This is a genomic window from Gabonibacter massiliensis (genome assembly GCA_001487125.1).
GTDB lineage: Bacteria > Bacteroidota > Bacteroidia > Bacteroidales > Marinifilaceae > Gabonibacter > Gabonibacter massiliensis.
The window spans coordinates 2,080,136-2,098,822 of record LN913013.1; the positions used below are offsets into that span (position 1 = coordinate 2,080,136).

Below are 18,687 nucleotides of genomic sequence, written 5' to 3' on the forward strand. Positions count from 1 at the left end.
GGAGATGGTCGTAGATTAAAAAAACAGGAGTTCGATGTAATCTCGAACTCCTGTTTTTGATGGTAGATAGCATCCGTTGTCGGGTGTTTCTATATGAATTTTTCCCGGTTGCGGGTGTTATTTAGGCCGAAGATGATAAAAAGGGTAGAGGCTACCAGCATGATAACCCGATTGTGGGCTACCGTGTTGAAAAAGATCTCCGGATTTTTATCTAACGGGACATTGAACGGATTGATAAATATGTTCCATTGACTGTTTCCCAGCTGTCCGTCCACTAAGTTAAGAATGAGACCGATGATAATAATTACCACGGAAGTCCCGTTTCCGTTTTTAATCACGGTACTCAGCATAAAGGAGAGAGTTCCGATAAAAAGAGCGGGAACCATCGTTTGAAATGTCAATTTGAATACAGGAACATCCACGATTACCCACCAGGTGAGAGTGGATAACAGAAGGGTGATCAGTAGGCAGATGACATAAGCGATAAGCAGACGGAACAGCCAGACCTTATAACTGTAATTCGGAATACCGAATATGATCTCTACGATTTTGGCATCCTGGTCATTTTGAATCCCGAAACACATGGGATAGAAAACGAGCAGAATACAAGGCATCATCAGCATGGAATAGGCAGTCGCTTGGGTAATTTCGTCATCTCCGAAAAGTTTTACGGTAACAATGATGATGAAAAAAAACAGAGCGGCTAACATGAAATAGAGAAACTTATTTCCAAAAATAATTTTAATATTGTATTGGACCAGTTTTTGAATCGTTGTCCAAATCTGTATCAGGATGTGTGGTTTTGAATTGATAACGCTCATTGTATATTCCTCCTTTTAAGAGGGCTATGACTTCGTCTTCAACTTCGGTTGAAGACGAAGTATGGTCCCGTGTTAAGTAATAATCTCTTCTTTGTTTTGAATCTTAACCGTTCGTAGTAACCACAGGTAAGAGTCTTCCAATGCCGGAAGTATTCTTTCCGCGTTTTCTGCCGGTTTTTCTTCGCTCAAGCAACGTACCCGGATGACGTCTCCCTGCCTGATGTGGTGTACGATCAACAAGTCGGACGGCAACTTCGTGAAGTCGCGGGCCGGGAGTTCGAAACTCCAGGTTACGTCTTTTGCTATATTTGCCATATCGTTCGGGGTTCCTAAGTATTTCAGTATTCCTTTGTTGATAACACCTACCTGGTTACAGGAACTGGCGATATCCTCGATGATGTGAGTCGAGAAGATCACGATCCGGTTACGGGAAAGCTCCACCAGCAAGTTACGGAAACGAATTCTCTCTCTGGGGTCTAATCCCGCGGTGGGTTCGTCAACAACGAGGATGCGCGGTAAATTCAGAAGCGTTTGGGCAATACCGATACGCTGTTTCATTCCTCCCGAAAATCCTCCGATCTTTTTGTCCTTGTTTTCATACATGTGGACGGCCGATAGGACCTCGCTGATACGATTGAAACGGGTTCGTTTGTCGTAAATACCCTTCAAAAGGGATTGATACTCTAAGAATTCCCAGGCGGTCAGGTTTTCGTATGTTCCGAATTCCTGCGGTAAATAACCGATCAGTCCCTGTAACTCTTCCCGTTTCTTTTGAGTGTCGATACCGTTGATGAAAATCTTGCCGTAACTTTGCTCGAAAATACCGCAGATGATACGCATAAGCGTGGTTTTTCCGGCCCCGTTCGGTCCCAATAATCCGAACATTCCGGTACGAATCTCAAGAGAGACGGAGCTTAATGCTTTGAAAGGCTTCTTTTTTGCTCCGATAATCGGGGTTTGAGCTGCCATCCGGAAGATGGTTTTACGCAGCATCCGGAAACGTCCGTCAATCAGATCGATATTGATATTTTCGTTATTGATTTTATTGGAAAGGAAGCGGGCTCCAATCGCCAAATACCAGAAAAGCCCGATAAAAACGGCTCCTCCGCTATTGTTGAATTTGCTGCTTCCCCAGTTCAGAATGATTAACGGGCCGATATAGTAGATGACCATGACCGTATATTCCAGTATCTTTTTTGCAAGATGCCATTCCCTGTTGATACTCAATTCATAGAAGATTTTTATAGTATTCAGGGTCATGAACCAAGAACATAGGGCGAAAACGATAGCCCAGAAAAATAGTACCTGATAGATAAAAGTAAAATAGAACAGGAAGACTGTAATAGGAACGAGCCAAACTAAAGCTTGGAGATCTTTCCAAGAGTAGTAGTAGGTTTTTAATCCTAAACGTTCCTTGACTTTTAGTCCGGAGGTCCATTCCCTGGTGAAGCGCGAAGGCCGTCCGTATATCTTCACTAAGTTACGGATCGTAATCACTAACTCCTCGTGCGGGGGAATAATATTGCTTTTTGCTCTGCGCAGACTATTCTCGAGGAACCAAGTAATTCCCGGAACCAACACGACTGCGATAATCAGGTAGAAAATACGATTCAATATTTCCGACGAGAAAATGAAGGTACAAACGACGCAGATAACAAATAGCGACAGTTGCAGGACTTTCATAAAGAGACTTTGCGTGCGTAGTCTCTTCAAAGCATCTTCCAATCCGGAATAAAGGGTAGGGATGATCACAAGAGTCAATAGGGTACTCATGGTCAATCCCCCGATAACGGTAATGGCAAAAGGAGCTCCCAATCCGGAAGCGGATTCGTCTTTTCCCATAGCTAACGGAATCATGGCGACGATAGTCGTTATAGCGGTGATCAGTATCGGACGCAGGCGGGAAAGTCCTGCCGTAATGATTGCCCGTTGCTTGCGGAAACCGTTTTTCCGCAACATGGTCGTGTAATCGATCAGAATAATACTGTTATTCACTACGATACCTATCAGGATGATAAAGCCGACATATACCTGGGCATTGTTCGCCACGGAATTATTGGTAAACAGTAAAAACAGCAACGAACCGATCGCTGCCAACGGGATGGTGAACATCAACACGATGGGAGCGGTGAGAGATTCGAAAACGGCGGCAAGGATCATATAGATAAGGACGAAAGCCGCAATGATCAGGAAGGTATAGTCTTCCGGTTGTTTTTCTTCGTGTACGATCTCTACGAAAACGCCGCTCGGAACGTCTGTTCCTTGTACCAATTCGTCGATCTGTAAACGGGAGGCTTCCAGCAAATCCTTGGATTCGTTGATATCGGATTTAAACATGTAGTTTATCTCCAATTGCTTTTCCTGGTTGACTCGTTTGACTCTTCCCTGCCCCTGTTCTAACCGGATCCGGCTAAAGTTATTCAATTGTATCAGGGCTTTTTTGCTGGTGGTGACATCTAAGTTACGCAGATCTTCCAAAGAGGGGTATTGTTGTTTTTCCACTTTTTCCTTGTCGTAGTTGATATCCCGGATCGTGATGTCATATTCCTGATCTTTTGTTTTGAATTTTGCATTCGATACCGGACTTTCCGGTTGTAGGCCGGTGAGCTCTTGGCTTACTTCGGAGGGAGTGACTTCATTTACTTCCATCAGGTAGGGATCGAAATAGATACGTGCCTCTGGATCTCCGGGTAAGACATTTATGTTGGAGTAGGCTATTACATCCTCCAATTCTTTCAATTGATAGTCGATCAGATTGGCATAGCTGGTCATTTTTTCGAAATCCTCCCCTTTGATGACAATTTTTTCGGATTGACTTCCTCTTCCCATATACCTGAGCAGGTCGCTATTCCCGAGCAGACTGCTACCGCCACTGAAATTATTGCGGCTCTCGCTGGCATCCAAACTGATATCCGTAATATTTACTTTTTTAGCTAACTCTAAGATATCGGCTTTGAGTTTCTGGAGATTTTTACCGTTTATCTTTTCGAATTGGTCTTCTAACTTGATAATTAGGTTGGCTTTTTCCTTCTCTACGGTGGAAGAGAAGGTTTTTATTTCCGGAATGCCGGGCAATTCCTCTTCGAAACGCCGGATCAGTTCATCCGTTTTTTCTAACGTCGAACCGGAAGGGGTGGTGATCTCTACCTGGAAACTGTCATTTTGTATCTCTTTCAGGGTATTCAGAGATAGCGTGAGGGAGAGGACTACCGTAACGAAGAGAATGACGAGGGAGAATAAAATAACCTCCGTGGGTTTTCGTAATGCCATTTTTAAAATAGCTATATACATTTGAACCAAACGGTTGTGTATGGAAATGTTACTGAAATTGACATTGCCGGTCTCTTTTCTTAAAAGGTAGTTGATTGCCATCGGAATAAGCAATAGCGCCACGACTAAGGAGATGATCAAAGTCGTAATAATGGAGATTCCGATATGCTCTCCGATCATTTTTATGATGTAGTCATTGGTGAACAGGAAGGGAAGAAAAACGGTAACGGTGGTTACCGTGGCTGCCAGAATGGCTTTCCATACCTCGGTAGTCCCTCGTACGCAAGCTTCTTCCGTGGGCATACCTGTAGCTTTTAGTCTATAGATGTTTTCCATGACCACGATGGAATTGTCCAATAACATCCCGACAGCAAGAGCAAGTCCTGTAAGCGTCAGGGTGTTGATCGTGATACCCGAAAGGTAGAAGAAATAGAAAGAGGAGAATACGGAGATCGGGATGGCAAAGGCCACGATGCTGACGATTTTTATTTTCCGTAAAAACAGGAATAGTACGATGATTGCCAGAAATGCTCCGCTAATCGCCAAATCAATGATGGAATTGATATTTTTATTCATGATTTCGGCCGTATCGGAGTCGATCTCAATGGAAATTCCCTTGGATTTAAGTTCCTCGTTCAGGCGGTCGATTTCCGCACGAGTTCTTTTGGAGAGTTCGATAACATTAACTGTCGGGGATTTGGAAAGAACACAAGAGACCACCTCTTTTCCTTTGGTTCTGGAATAAGTTTCCTCTTCTTTTACCCCGAATCGGATCTCCGCGATGTCTTTCAATAAAATCGGTCCTTTGGCCACAACGATGTTGCCGAGGTCTTCCGTGTTAAGATATTCTGCCGTTATATTGGCAAAATAGCGTTTGTTTCCATCGTAGGTAAGACCGATAAAGTTTTTTCCTGTTTGATTATTTGAAATCAGGTTACTGATGGTGGATTTGGTAATATTTAAAGCCTTGCATTTATCCGGATCGACGATAATCTCGATGGTTTTTTGCCGTCCTCCCCTTGCTTTTACGGAGGCCATTCCCTCCACGCTGTTCAGGTAGGGGACGATATCCTCGTCCGTGATATTGCGTACATAATCGATATCGCCTTCCCCGAGAATCAGTAAGTGCATAAATTGGTCGTTGGAAGACCCCGAGTAACCTTTACTGACGGATAGTTTGAAGATTTCCGGAACGGAGGACTGGGTGGATTTTATTTTTTGCTCCATTTGCAGGAAAGCATATTTTAGGTCCACATCTTGGTTTAAAGAAACCTTAATATCGGCACCTCTCGAGTAGTATTGCGATTCGATTTTTTCAATCCCTTGCTGGGAGCGGATAGCTCCTTCCACCGGAATAACCGCATATTTTTCAACGTAATCCAAATCGAGTTCATTTTGGGCGTTGATACTCACGTACAATACCGGAAGATCGGCATTGGGATATAATTCCATGGGAATGTATTTGTAGGAAAATACGCCCATGAGAACTAATCCGATGAATAACATCGATATAAGAACCCTTCTTTTTATGATCGTGTTCATTCCACTTTCTTTTTCTTATCAATAATATAATACACGCACGGGATGACAATCAGTGTCATGACGGTGGAGGTCGCCAATCCACCGATTACCGCGAGAGCCATCGGGGAACGCAGGGAAGCTCCCTCCCCGAAACCGAAACACATGGGCAGTAAGGCCAAAATAGTAGTGGCACTGGTCATAATGATTGGGCGTATTCTGAATTGAGCCGCCATCATGATCGCCTCTTCCAGCGGGTGGCCTTCGGCCTTCAGGCGGTTGATGGCATCCACTAAAATGATGGAACTGTTTACGGCTATACCCGCTAACATGATGATACCGATAAAAGCCATCATATTGAGAGTATCTCCTGTGAGCAGGAAAGCCCAAATACATCCTACTCCCGCTAAAGGAATGGTAAGCAGGATGGTGAACGGATGTCGTAACGATTCGAATTGGGCAGCCATCACCATATAGACCAGAAGAATGGAGAGGAACAGGGCAAATCCCAATCCTCCGAATGATTCCTGACGCATCTCCTCCTCTCCGGTAATCTTTGCCGTGTATTTTGCAGGGAACTCTACCTCCGCTATTTGTTTTTTTACTTGTGGGGCGATGTGGCCTAACGTGTATCCTTTTTCCAACATGGCCGTTACTCTTCCGATCCGGCTCTGGTTATTCCGGGTGATCTCCTTGGGAGCCGTCACGATCGAAATATCGGCAATCTCGTCCAAGCGGTATTTTTTATCGCTTTGGCTGATTTCGATACTTCCTAATTCGGCTAAGGAGACTTCAGGAACCTTAATATTGATGTCGATGCTTTCTCCTTTGTTATCGAAAGTCCCGGCCTCTTTTCCTTGTAGTTTGTTTTTTATCTGACCGGTGACATCACTGATATTGATCCCGTATATACCGCTTTTTATGCGGTCTATTTGTATATTGACCTCAGGAGCTCCGTTTTCCATGGAGGTTTTGATATCGTATAAACCGGCAATACCCGTTATTTTTTGTTTGATTTCCTTACACAGTTCGTCAATGGTTTCCAGCTCTTCGCCCTTTACCTCTACAACTAAGGGTGCACCCTCCGTACCCAGGATACTTTGTAACGTTGATTCTCCCTGTTGATAGGAGATTTCCATGCCATTCTGGAGCGGATAAGTTTCACTGATGTTGGAAATAAAGTAGTCGGCATTCAATTTAGACTCTTTTTTTAACTTTACCTTTATTTGGGCTTGATGTTCTCCCTCTAATTTTTCTCCGTTGGGATCGTTGATATTCGATGGGCCTATGATGGAGTAAATCCATTCGATGTCATCTCCTCCCAAGGCTTTTATCGTTTCTTCGATTCCTCCTGCTGCTGCATCCGTACTTCTAAGGCGCAATCCGGGTTCCATGGAAAGGGTGATGGCAAATTCCTTGGAATCGGCTTTCGGCATAAATTCCATCCCGATAAAGGGTAACATAAGGTAAGAGACAACCATAAGGATAAAGGCAACTAAAATGACCGCGTATTTTCTTTTTAATACTCGTCCCACGAAATTACCGAATCCTTTGATGGAGATAGCACGGCTTTTTACGTCCTGATTTTTTTTCACGAATCGGGAAGCCAGCATGGGAATAAATAGGATGGAAACGAATAGCGAGGAGAGAAGCGAAAAGCTAACGGTCCAAGCCTGTTCTTTAAAAAGTTCTCCCGCGGCTCCCTGTAAATAGACGATAGGTAGAAATACCACGATTGTTGTCAAAGTAGAGGCCGTGATGGCTCCGGCAACTTCGGAGGTTCCCGTGACGGCGGCCTGCGCCGGAGAGAGTTTGTTTTCATCTAAGTTCCGGAAAATATTTTCCATGACCACGATGGCATTGTCTACCAGCATTCCGGCTCCCAAGGCAAGCCCCCCCAATGTCATGATATTGATGGATAATCCGTTAAAGTACATCAGGTTGAATGTGGCGATAATGGAGATAGGAATAGAGACACTTACGATTAAGGTCATGTTTATACGTCTTAAGAAGACATACAAAATTATAACCGCCAATAAAATTCCCAAAAGAGCGGAGTCTTTCACTTCGTTAATGGAACTTCCGATAAAATCTCCTTGATTGCTGATGATATGGAAATTATAAGCCGGCATGCTTTTTTGAAATTCCTGTAATTTGGTTAAAAGATTATCGACGGCATTGACGGTATTGTATTTATTCTCTTTGAAAATACTGATACCGAGGCAACGTTCCCCGTTATACCGGACTATATTTTCCGGCTCCTGGTTCCGGATCGTAACGGTGGCCACGTCTTTCAGGAAGATCGGGGCTTTGGCTTTACTGGAAGAGCTGCTTGTTGCCCCAGAGCTTTCTCCGCTATTGCCGGAAGATGTTGTTTCTTTGAAAGCAACGATGATATTTTCAATATCCTCGACGGTTTTGATGAGGTTAACCCCTTTTACGGTATAGGTAATATCTCCCTCTTCGATGGTCCCGCCCGAAACATTGGTGTTTAAACCTTCGATTTTACTGGCGATAGTATTGGCATCCAGATTGAAAGCATCCAACATATAGCTGTCGGTATTGATCTCTACGATGGCCGTTTCCTGTCCGTTGAGCTGGATATCGGCAATGCCTTCCACTCTCACTAATTCGTTGCGCATATAGTTCTCCGCTATCTTACGGAGCTCGTTCATGTCATTGATTTCATTATGCGTCAAAGCGATGGTCAATATGGGAGTAGCGTTGGCATCGTAGCGCGTAACATTCAACTCATCGACACCGTCTTCTTGAGACATCTGAGACAGGTTCCGTTGCAGATCCAGGAAGGCGGCATCCATGTCTTGGTCCCAGGCGTATTCGACGGTGATTTTGGCGTTTCCGACTTTGGAAACACTGTACACGCTGCTAACTCCTTCCGAGCGGGCGATCTGGGATTCGGCTTTGGAAGCGAATAGTTTTTCAACTTCTTCCGGCGGACGCTGACCGCATTTTATCTCAACGTATAGGGACGGATTTTTTAAATCCGGAAACAAGTCCGTTCCCAATTTATTATAGGATATTGTTCCGAGCAGACACACCGCTAAGGTAAGCATGAGTACGCTTACCGGGTATTTGACTGCAAATTTTGTAATGCTGTTCATATATATGAATTTTAGATTTTAGATTTTAGATTACATACTGTGTCATGGTCTTTGCATGCTTAAAATGCTAAACTCTAAAAATTATTTCATGATTTTAACTCTGCTTCTGTTTCTCAGGTACTCATATCCTTTGGTGACGATCTTGTCTCCGGCATTCAAACCGCTTTCGATTTCAATGAACCGATCGTCGCTGATTCCGGTTTTAACCATTTTTTCTTCGGCCATGTTTCGTTCCACGGTAAAGACGGAGATCATTCTCCGCGAGCTGATCAGCTCTTTCGGAATGGCGACTACCGAGTCTTTTTGCAGGGTGATGATGTCTCCTTTGGCAAACATTCCCGGACGGAGTTTTAAATTGGGATTATCGATGGTAATAAAACCGGAAAAGGTCCGAGTCTCTTCGTTGATGGCCGGAGAGAGTTGGGTTACATGTCCCGATAGGGTGTCCGATTTGATATTGTAATTGGTAACCAAAACATTTTGGCCTACCTTTACCTTTTCGATGGCATTTTCCGGAAGTTCGATCTCCATATACATCTTGCTGTAATCCATAATACCTAATAGTACCTCATTGGAAGCAACGTCTACATTGGGCGTATAATAGGGAAGATTGACAATGACTCCTTTAAAGGGGGCTCTGATATTCAATTTATCGAGGTCCATCTTGGCTTTTTCCAATCCTAATTGAGCGGAAAGCAGACTTTTTTTTGCATTTAATAATTCTGTCTCCGTAGCTCCTCCTTTTCCTAATAAGATCTCTTTCGCTTTTACATCCTTTTCAGCGATTCCGAGATCCATCTCTTTGGTTTCCAAAGAAACGGTATTTTCCTGTTCCTTATTTTCGAGACGGATGATAACGGCTCCTTTTTCGACGATATCGCCTAATTTATAGGGACGCCCGGTTTTGGGATTGGTTTGTAAGATATATTTTCCCGTGACTTCGGCTTTGACTTCTGCCTTTTGGCTTGCCTTGGCCGTTCCGGTGGTGGTGGTCAGTTGCCGGATCGTACGTTTGCCTACTTCCGATAACCATACCGGAGTGGGGTTTTCGTTTCCCGAACCCATTCTCGGACTATTACATCCGTTTAAAGCAAATGCTAATAGTATAAAGCCGATGTATTTCATATTTTTATTGATCATGATTTCTATTTTTTAAGATTAGTAGATTATTTTAGCAGATCCACGGGTAAATAAGAGGAGTTGTTTTCAAAATCCCATAGGGTATTTATTTTTAACTCCAACAATTTTTGTTTGTATTGTATAATCGTATTCGTATACGATTCTTTAGCACTTGTCAATTTATTTTGATAATCTTGGAGGTCTTTATTGCTAATCTGTCCAGATTGATATTTCTCATAATTAATATCATAAATGATTGCAGCATTGTCTGCTCTTTTTTTAGCAATGGAAATTTCTTTGTATAATTGAGGAAGGCTTCTGCAAATTTGACGAATTTGAATGATAATTCCTTTTTTCTCTTCATCAAGCTCTATTTCGCTACTTTCGTTAGACAACTCCGTACTCCTGATACTTGCTTTACGGGCTCCCCAATCGAAAATAGGTATGGAAACATTGAGATTAATATCTTGCTTATCCTGAAGGTTTTGGAAAGCTCCCGTGAAATTACTGCTGTTATTCCATAATCCGACAGTGGCGGAAATCTCTCCGCTGAATTTATCTTCTGCTTTTATTTTTATAAGATTAAGTAAACCTTTTTCAATTGCGATATTACGTTGACGTATTTCCATTCGTTGGTCCAAGGCATATTTTATGGCTAAATCCGTGTTTACGTGTACGGAGTCGAATTCTGTTTTAGGAAGAACGGAGATATCTTCGTCCAAAGGCAGGCCTAATAGTTTTTTAAAATTGTCTTTTGTATTGGCGTAATCAATTTCAGCATTCGCCAAATTTATTTCGGCTTCATCTAAAGCGGTTTCAGCTTCTAATAATTCGACCTTGGGACGATTGTCCTGTTCTACTAATGCTTTCGTTAATTCATAACTTTCTTTTACCTTTTTGTAGCTTTCCTGTTGATTGAGCAAGCTTTTATAACTTTTATATACACTATAAAAGTCGTTAGTAACGGATGTTTCAATATTTAATTGTGTTATTGCATCAGAAATTTTAGACTCTTCGAGTTGATATTCTATTTCTTTCAGTTGCATTTTCAATTCATTGTATTTAAAAATGGGTTGTGTAAGAGTAAGGGAAAGGTCATTGTTGAACGAGGTATTTTTCCCTCCTCGTGATTGGTTATTTGCATCTTGCCAGTTCAATCTTTCAGTCAACGAGATGGTACCACCTGTCCATATGATGGGTTGATCTATGCTAAAACTACCATTGGAGCTCATCGTTTTCTGTGTATAATATGAGGAATTGTAATTGTCATAAAGGTTTTGCCGACTATAACTAAAAGGGGATAGATTCAGACTGAATTTTGATTTGAGCATGGCTTTCTGTCGGACAAGACTTAATTCGTCTTGTTGTAATTTGATTTTGCTTTTAATTAAGGTCGGACTGTTTTTGTAGGCAATCTCGAGCGCTTTTTCCAAAGTCAGGACCTGAACTTCCTGTGCGGAAACACGTTGGGAAAGCCATCCGGTTAAGCCGATGGTTAATAAAAGTAGTGCTGTGATTTTTTTCATAAAAGTGCTGGTTTATTTGTTATTTTTCTTTGTTTTGAAATACCCACCGAACAGCATCCGCGTAAATCACTTGATTGGGATTCGATCCTTTGTCGCTCAGAATAACTTTAGCCTCTCCGGGAGAGAAATGGAAGCTGCCTAATGAAACCCAATCCTGGGTATTTTCATTGGTCTCGATAGAAACCTCTTCCTCCCCGTCATCATGTTTTACGGTATAATATTGCATGTTTGATTCTTCGCGTCTCCATCCCCACACGATTCTTGCGTTATAGACAAAAACCTCGTAAAAACCGGGAGTCTCTATCTGGGCTACCCATTCGGCTTTATTGTTCCCGTTTCCGGTTTTTTTATAATAGCCGCTGTTGATATATTCCCCGTAGAAATTGGTACCCACGGTAGCCGTCCAACGGGTAGGAGGCATCCAAGTCGTCAGGTTTTTGTATTTGTCTTCTTGCGGTTTCTTAAATATGGATTGGAGGGTTGTCTTCTGGTTGGACTCGATCAAATGGAAATTTTGATCCTCGTTGTCCACGATAATATCTTTGGGATTGTATTCAAAAAGGGTTGCATCCGTGTTAAACATACCGGTGGTCATCTCTTTGGTCTCCGTGTTTATTTTGGAAAAATTATAGACGATATCGCTTGGTATGTTTTGGGCGATATTGGTGTTAATGTCGATATTACGGGGTCGCTCGTCACACAGCGTTTTAATCTCTTTATAGGATTTAGCCGGAATAATATAATGCTGTAACGGTTTTTCCTGTTGTCGGCCTCTCCCTCTTCTGCCCCATTCTCCTTCTTCAATATTTACGGAAACGATACCTTCTACTTCCGTCGGATTGTGAATCTTAAATTGAACAACGTATTTCGTGTAGTCGTCGACCACGACTTTATCCGCATTGATTCCTTTCACAATGAATAAAGGGGTTTGGTTGATCGTATACCATTGGGGGATAAAATCCATCAGATTGATATTGAATTTTCTCATAAAAGAGTTATTCAATACCGTGAAATTGATCTCTTTAAACTGGTAATCTTTCATGAATTGTGTCATGAACTTATTATAATCTGCCAAAGGTATTTGAGAGGTGAGGTAATTACGCAGGTAATTTCCTTTGAGCTTAAGCATCTCGTAAAATACTTCCGGGGAGAGCGAACGGTCCAGAACAGCTTGTTCGAAACTCTTTTCCTTTAAGAATGCGGATGCTTTCTGAGCATCGCTCATACCGGAAAATCTCCTTCTCCACCTTGACCACGGATCATTTTCTTCTTGCTTGAACATCGTATTCAAAAGAATATCCATGACAGGGAAGTTGTGTGAATAGATAAAATTAGCATGATTGAAATAGAATCCGGAAAAATCAAAAGGATTTAATTTGGATGTCCCGTTCCAGCCGGACGAGAAGATGCTATTTACAAATAGATTTCCTGTCTCTTCATATTTACTTTCATTCAAAAAACACCAGGTAATGAAATCTCTGAGAACTCTGGTTTCTATTTCCGTTTCGTCTATCGTTCCCCGGTTCGGCCCTCCTCCCCGTTGTCTTTGCATTTTTTTGGCAAGCTTGAAGTTCCCGCTGGGAAGAGTTGTTCCTCTTTCGGGAATAAAAGCTATCTCCGGTTGGATGAATTCACTGTAACCTTTCCAATTTCGAACGTATGAAGCGAATGACACCGGAGTTTCTGCCAGAATCAGTTTTTCGAACGGATAGACCCTGTTTTTCCGGCTTTCGTATTGATTTTTGATGTCTGAGATAATACTGCCTAAGGTATCTTTCAAATTCGTAAATTCTTTCGAGAAGTAGTCATGCCCTTTAAAATGATATAATTCAAATAGGACGGAATCCACCGTGATGGACTTTTTTTCGTAATTTCCGATAGCCAGACTGATGGAAGGTAGTCTATGTGTATTATGGAAAATGATGGTATCTCCTGATTGGGAGGACGTTCCCTGAGAAAGTATCGTTTGTTTTTCGGTGGGGATGACTTTCAATGAAAAATGGGTAAAATTCTTTTGAATATTATAAGGAGCTTCCGGGTTCATTGGCGGGAATGTGACCGGATACCATAAAACTTCGGGGGTCAATAGGGTAAAGTCGTTTTGAACGAAAGCGTATCTCTTCCCGAACCGCAGGATGCTGCTACCGGTTTGTGTATCGTAGTATTCCTCGTCTTGTACTTCTAAGTAACCAATGTTTTCACTCACCTTGCCCTCGTACCGGATTTGTAAATCTACTATTTGATAAGGGGTTAATTCCTTGTCTATAACGAGTATCTGCTCGTCTCTTTTAAACGGTAGTTTGGTACCCTCGTGAGAGACCTCCGTCACCTGCAGGGTAGGATTCAGATAGATCAGGACAGAATTGATTTTCCGGTGGTTTCTGTTTTGAACGGTTAGATGAGCGTCGACGAAGATTTGATTACCTTTTTGGGAATAAATCAGCTCTTCGGACAGAAGGTTTACTTTGTCGTGGGAGTTGTAAGCCTGGTATTTTTCGATATAACGGCTTCTTAACGTGTCGTTATGACGGAATTGCCATAGATAGGACAAGTTCGCTCCTATACCTAATAATAGGATAATGATCCCCAGTGTGTTTAATAAGATTCTCTTTTTGGGATGATGGGGAAGACGTTTTACCAAAGCGATGGTGAAAGAGAGCAGGCTAATGCCTAAAAGCAGGAAAGAACTTCTTTGCAACAAATAATCCGATAGAACGGGATGTCCCGAAATGTCGGAAAAAATATTGGGCAGCGTGAGTGCGAAGAAATCGAATGCACCGTGTTCGATATTTCCTAAATAGAACAGGGTTACTCCGATATAGCCTAACAGAATGACGAAAGTTACCGCCTGATTCTTTACGAAACACATGACCATGAACGAGAGTCCCAGGATGAATACGAGAGACGGAATGGACAGCGTTAAAAGGTAGAAGACGTAAGGAAGTAAATTGAACGGAGATTCACTTACATAGAGGTTGATGAATGCTGCAACCAGTAAAGCGAGAATGTTTAGAGAGATGAAGACTTTAATGATTCCCCAGCTTTTCCCGATAACGTAATCCGCGTTGCTCATCGGGCGGACATAGATGACTTCCGCCGTGTCTAATTTTTGGTCTCTTTTTAAAAAACTACCGGCTAAAAAAATGGCAATGACCGATTGTGCGATATTGAAAATATAAATATTGACGAAAGGGATAGAGGAGGACATCGCCACCATATTCCATTGGTACCAAAAAAGATTGGCTTGAGTAGTCAAATGGAAAAACGTGATTACTAATAAGGAGAGGATGGCGAAAATACGAAACAACCAACTTCTTCGTAAGAGTTTGGCTTCGTAACGGGAAACGGTATGTATATTATGTAGATTCATCGTTTTTTAATTTTGTGTTTTTAGTGAAATAATTCGTATTTACTATTACTTCGATGCTGCTTCTCGGGCAGGTTGTCGATGTGATAAACAGGGGTATGTTTCAAATCGGGACGGATTGCTGCTTCTCTTTTTTCCGTCATTTGTTGAAAACCCGTTTTTTGAGTTTCCCCGAGAGGATCTTCTTCAAAAAAACATATCGTTTTATCTCCTTTGGCAACGGTGTCATTGTCAAAAAAAATCTTTTCGAAAGAATGACCTTGAAGCGGAGATTGCATGCACGCAAAGATAACGTTTTCAATATTACGAAATACTGAAAAGCAAAAAAAACCCGGTTCAATGTTTACATTCAAATCACTAAAAACCCTTTTGTCACCTGAATAGATTCTATTGAGGTCGTCAATTTTTATACGCATAATCTTAGCGGTTTAATTGATTGGTTAAATTTATTTTTTGTAATTCACAAAGTGTGTTAATAAAAAGTGAAAAATACCATTTGTTATATGACATTTTCCTGCTTGAAAAGTTTATTTTTTAAGAAAATATTAACTAAAGATGAATGATGTCAAATTTTAAGAGAAGATTTCACGAATGACTTTAATGCTTTTGATGTTGAAATTGATGTTCAGGTGGAAGCTGAGGAAGAGAAGAAGTATATCTAAAATAATGCTTCTGCTTTGGCGGTTTAACGGGATATTTCCAATGTCTGCTAAAGGAGAGTTGCATAGCTTGTATATGGCTTGTGCCGCGTGCGGGCCTGTCGAGTAGGAGTCGTTCCCGGCTGTCGGATAGAAATTCCCGTCATTGAGATTAAGTATATAACCGGGGCGGTAGGTCGATGAATTGATGTCGAATCCAAGCAGGGAGGCTAAATGGAACAGAAAAAATAAATTAAAGTTAGCGATGTCCCGTTGTGCCGAATTTAAATACTCGATGGAGTTTTCTATGTATTCGTACAGGGTTTCGTTTTTGCCTTCGTTTCGTAAAGTCAGGTTTAAGATCTCGCCCCATAGTAAAGCGATATTCATTTTATATACATCAAGATAGATTGCCGTGGTGTTACGGGTATTGACGATTGTCGTTAGTTTGTGGATGTTGTTTTTTTCATTGAAAATGTACTCTATTTCGACAATCTGCATGCATTGAGTAGCGTGATTGTTCCGGCGCTTGATCGTATTGACGGGAGTGATCAGCGAAAGAAATCCCCGTTCTGCGGAGAAAACGGAGAGTATGCGTTGATTTTCCGTGTAAGGTATGTTTTTTAATACGATGGCGTTAGTTACTTCCATGTTTATCTTCTCGATTTTTTAGGAAGATGCAGAGCTTTTCGACGGCTCGTCCCCTGTGGCTGATTTTGTTCTTGTCCGCAAGATTCATTTCGGCAAAACTTTGGGCGAAGCCTTCCGGTTGAAAGATGGGATCATAACCAAAGCCGCTGTCTCCTTTGGGCGAGGGCAGGATATGGCCGTTCACTATCCCTTCGAAAAGATATTCCTTCCGGTTTATTATGAGGGCGATAACAGTTCTGAATCGAGCTTTCCGGTTGGTTACGCCGTTCATTTGAGACAGTACTTTTTTCATATTGGCTTCGGAATTATGATCTGTTCCGGCATAGCGGGCGGAATAAACCCCGGGGGCCATGTCAAGGGCTTCGATTTCGAGTCCCGTGTCATCGGCAAAACAGTCGATCCCATACCTTTCGTGAATGTAGCGAGCTTTTTGTAACGCGTTGCCTTCGAGAGTGTCCTGCTCTTCCGGGATATCGTCAAAACATTGGATTTCTTTCAAAGAAACAAGCGTGTAGGGGTCTCCTAACATTTGTTTGATTTCTTCTAACTTGTGAACGTTATTGGTGGCAAAAACTAATTTCATCTTAATGAGATTTCGGTTTTTATGCGTATTGCATGCGACAAAATTAGTGAAATAGATTATCTTTGTGAAGTTAAAAACGAAAAGAAAAGATAGAAATTGAGAATAAAGGTCTCAAAATGTCCATTGGGGTATCTTCTTGAATGTTCGATATCAGTTTGATGTACTTGTTTGGGAATGAGTTTTCGTCGCGAACCGATTTTTAATTTAAATGGCTAATCTAAGATGAGGGGTGTTGTTGTAAAGTCGACCGGGAGTTGGTATTCCGTACGGATGGAAGACGGGGAGATCTGGTCGTGCCGGATAAAAGGAAAATTTAGGACGAAAGGCATAAAGACCACTAATCCGGTGGCGGTCGGTGATAGAGTGGCGGTTGAACGACAAGCGGGAGAAGGAGTTATTTATGATATATTAGACCGTAAAAATTACATTATACGGAAGTCTACCAATCTCTCCAGGCAAGCCCATATTATTGCCGCGAATGTAGATCAGGCGATACTGGTCACGACTTTGAAACATCCTGAAGTTTCTACCGTCTTTATCGATCGTTTTTTAGTCTCCGTGGAAGCATATAATATTCCTGCTGTCTTGATTTTTAATAAGATAGATTTGTGCGACGAGGAAGATCGATGGCTTTTGCGGGCGTTGGTGGATGTTTATCAGAACGTGGGGTATACCTGTTTGGCCGTTTCCGCGGAAACGGGAGAGGGTGTAGAGGAAGTAAAACAATTGTTGCAAGATAAAGTTTCCGTGTTTTCAGGACAATCGGGTGTGGGAAAATCCTCTTTGATCAACCGGATAGAGCCGGAGCTGACTCTGAAAACGGCAAAAATATCCGAAATGCACGATACCGGTAAGCATACGACTACTTTTGCCGAGATGTTCGAATTGAGTTTCGGAGGGTATATCGTGGATACACCGGGGATTCGGGCTTTTGGACTTGTCCATATGGAAAAAAACGAAATATCTCATTATTTCCCGGAAATATTTAAGTATGCCGAAGATTGCCGCTATTATAACTGTACTCATATTCATGAACCCGGTTGTGCGGTATTGGAGGCTGTTAAAGAGGGTAAGATCAGTGAGACCCGTTATTTCAGTTATGTCAGTATGTTTGAAGAAGAGACAGAAAAATATAGAAAGGGGTAAGTGTACGATCGGGGTACAAAATTGTAATATTCGTTTTGGAGAGGGATGAAAATAAAAAAGAGAGAAATAGTTGTCGCAGATGAATTATTTTTTGTACATTTGCGCCGTTTTTGTTTCGTATAGTAGTGGATAGGTTGAAAGAATATAAGATTGCTCACAGGGGCTTGGGAGAGGGGAAACACTCCTTCGAATTCATGTTGGACGACTCTTTTTTCGATTGCTTTGAGACGACAAAAGGGACGAAAGGAGAAGTCAGGGCTTGTGTGGATATCGTGAAGTCTTCTCTTTTGATGGAGGTGAGGATGAAGATTACGGGAGTGGTGAAAGCTGTATGTGATCGTTGTCTGGAAGAGATGGAATTACCTGTTTGCGGAGAGTGGAATCTTTATGTGAAATACGGAGAACGTGAAGAGGGGAACGAGGATGATTTTATCGTGTTGTCGCAAGAGGAAGATTTTTTAGATTTGAGTGCACCGCTATATGAAATGTATATGTTGAATTACCCTCTTCGGGTTGTACATCCGGATGGAGAGTGTAATGAGGAGATGGAAAAAGTGCTGGACAATTTGGTAATAAACGAGAATAAAAAAAGTGATCCCCGATGGGATGAATTGAAGAAATTAATTAATAACTAAATTAAAAATAGAAAAAAATGGCACATCCTAAACACCGAACCTCTAAGCAGAGAAGGAATAAGAGAAGAACACATGACAAGGCGACAGTTCCTGCAATAGCAAAGTGTTCAAATTGTGGTGCTGCAGTACAGTATCATACTGTATGTCCGGAATGCGGATATTACAGGGGTAAATTGGCTATTGAGAAAGCTGTTGTCGCATAATTTTGATGTGACGATAAGTTGCCTTAAATAATACAGCCCCCTGTAATAAGGGGGCTATGGTTGTATAGGGGTATTTATTTCGAGTGAA

The 18,687-nt window shown here is 41.8% G+C and carries 12 protein-coding genes; 3 read left to right on the top strand and 9 right to left on the bottom strand.

Translation table 11 applies throughout. The annotated features are described in order from the left end of the window. Window positions 1-89: 89 nt before the first annotated feature. The 9 genes from BN3283_RS13170 to BN3283_RS13210 all read right to left on the bottom strand — a co-directional run bounded on the left by BN3283_RS13170 (window position 90) and on the right by BN3283_RS13210 (window position 16,615). Window positions 90-821, bottom strand: coding sequence for a hypothetical protein (locus tag BN3283_RS13170; protein ID WP_059026916.1), 732 nt, complete (start codon window positions 819-821; stop codon window positions 90-92). A 72-nt stretch (window positions 822-893) separates the two neighbouring features. Continuing rightward, window positions 894-5,633, bottom strand: coding sequence for an efflux RND transporter permease subunit (locus BN3283_RS13175; RefSeq protein WP_059026918.1), 4,740 nt, complete (start codon window positions 5,631-5,633; stop codon window positions 894-896). Further along, the gene (locus tag BN3283_RS13180; RefSeq protein WP_059026920.1) at window positions 5,630-8,731 is read right to left on the bottom strand and encodes an efflux RND transporter permease subunit; all 3,102 of its coding nucleotides are present in this window, start codon (window positions 8,729-8,731) and stop codon (window positions 5,630-5,632) included. The genes BN3283_RS13175 and BN3283_RS13180 overlap by 4 nt, the downstream gene beginning before the upstream one ends. 81 nt (window positions 8,732-8,812) lie before the next feature. Beyond that, on the bottom strand, window positions 8,813-9,871 hold the full coding sequence (locus BN3283_RS13185; protein ID WP_059026922.1) for an efflux RND transporter periplasmic adaptor subunit: 1,059 nt from the start codon (window positions 9,869-9,871) through the stop codon (window positions 8,813-8,815). A 26-nt stretch (window positions 9,872-9,897) separates the two neighbouring features. After that, window positions 9,898-11,376 (bottom strand): TolC family protein, encoded by a 1,479-nt coding sequence (locus BN3283_RS13190; protein WP_041505229.1) that lies wholly within the window; start codon window positions 11,374-11,376, stop codon window positions 9,898-9,900. Window positions 11,377-11,395: 19 nt separating this feature from the next. Further along, complete coding sequence (locus BN3283_RS13195) at window positions 11,396-14,746, bottom strand: golvesin C-terminal-like domain-containing protein (RefSeq protein ID WP_059026924.1); 3,351 nt, start codon at window positions 14,744-14,746, stop codon at window positions 11,396-11,398. A gap of 20 nt (window positions 14,747-14,766) precedes the next feature. Beyond that, window positions 14,767-15,159: a hypothetical protein gene (locus BN3283_RS13200; RefSeq protein ID WP_041505227.1), complete on the bottom strand. Its 393-nt coding sequence runs from the start codon at window positions 15,157-15,159 to the stop codon at window positions 14,767-14,769. Window positions 15,160-15,315: 156 nt separating this feature from the next. Then, complete coding sequence (gene recO, locus BN3283_RS13205) at window positions 15,316-16,032, bottom strand: DNA repair protein RecO (RefSeq protein ID WP_041503297.1); 717 nt, start codon at window positions 16,030-16,032, stop codon at window positions 15,316-15,318. Next, window positions 16,019-16,615 (bottom strand): non-canonical purine NTP diphosphatase, encoded by a 597-nt coding sequence (locus tag BN3283_RS13210; RefSeq protein ID WP_041503298.1) that lies wholly within the window; start codon window positions 16,613-16,615, stop codon window positions 16,019-16,021. The genes recO and BN3283_RS13210 overlap by 14 nt, the downstream gene beginning before the upstream one ends. A gap of 222 nt (window positions 16,616-16,837) precedes the next feature. Between BN3283_RS13210 and rsgA the strand changes: the two genes are divergently transcribed. The 3 genes from rsgA (at window position 16,838) to rpmF (ending at window position 18,599) form a co-directional block, all read left to right on the top strand. Further along, window positions 16,838-17,761 (top strand): ribosome small subunit-dependent GTPase A, encoded by a 924-nt coding sequence (rsgA, locus tag BN3283_RS13215; RefSeq protein ID WP_059026926.1) that lies wholly within the window; start codon window positions 16,838-16,840, stop codon window positions 17,759-17,761. Between the two features lie 110 nt (window positions 17,762-17,871). After that, complete coding sequence (locus tag BN3283_RS13220; RefSeq protein ID WP_286137675.1) at window positions 17,872-18,396, top strand: YceD family protein; 525 nt, start codon at window positions 17,872-17,874, stop codon at window positions 18,394-18,396. A 17-nt stretch (window positions 18,397-18,413) separates the two neighbouring features. Further along, complete coding sequence (gene rpmF, locus BN3283_RS14365) at window positions 18,414-18,599, top strand: 50S ribosomal protein L32 (RefSeq protein WP_041505225.1); 186 nt, start codon at window positions 18,414-18,416, stop codon at window positions 18,597-18,599. Window positions 18,600-18,687: the final 88 nt, after the last annotated feature.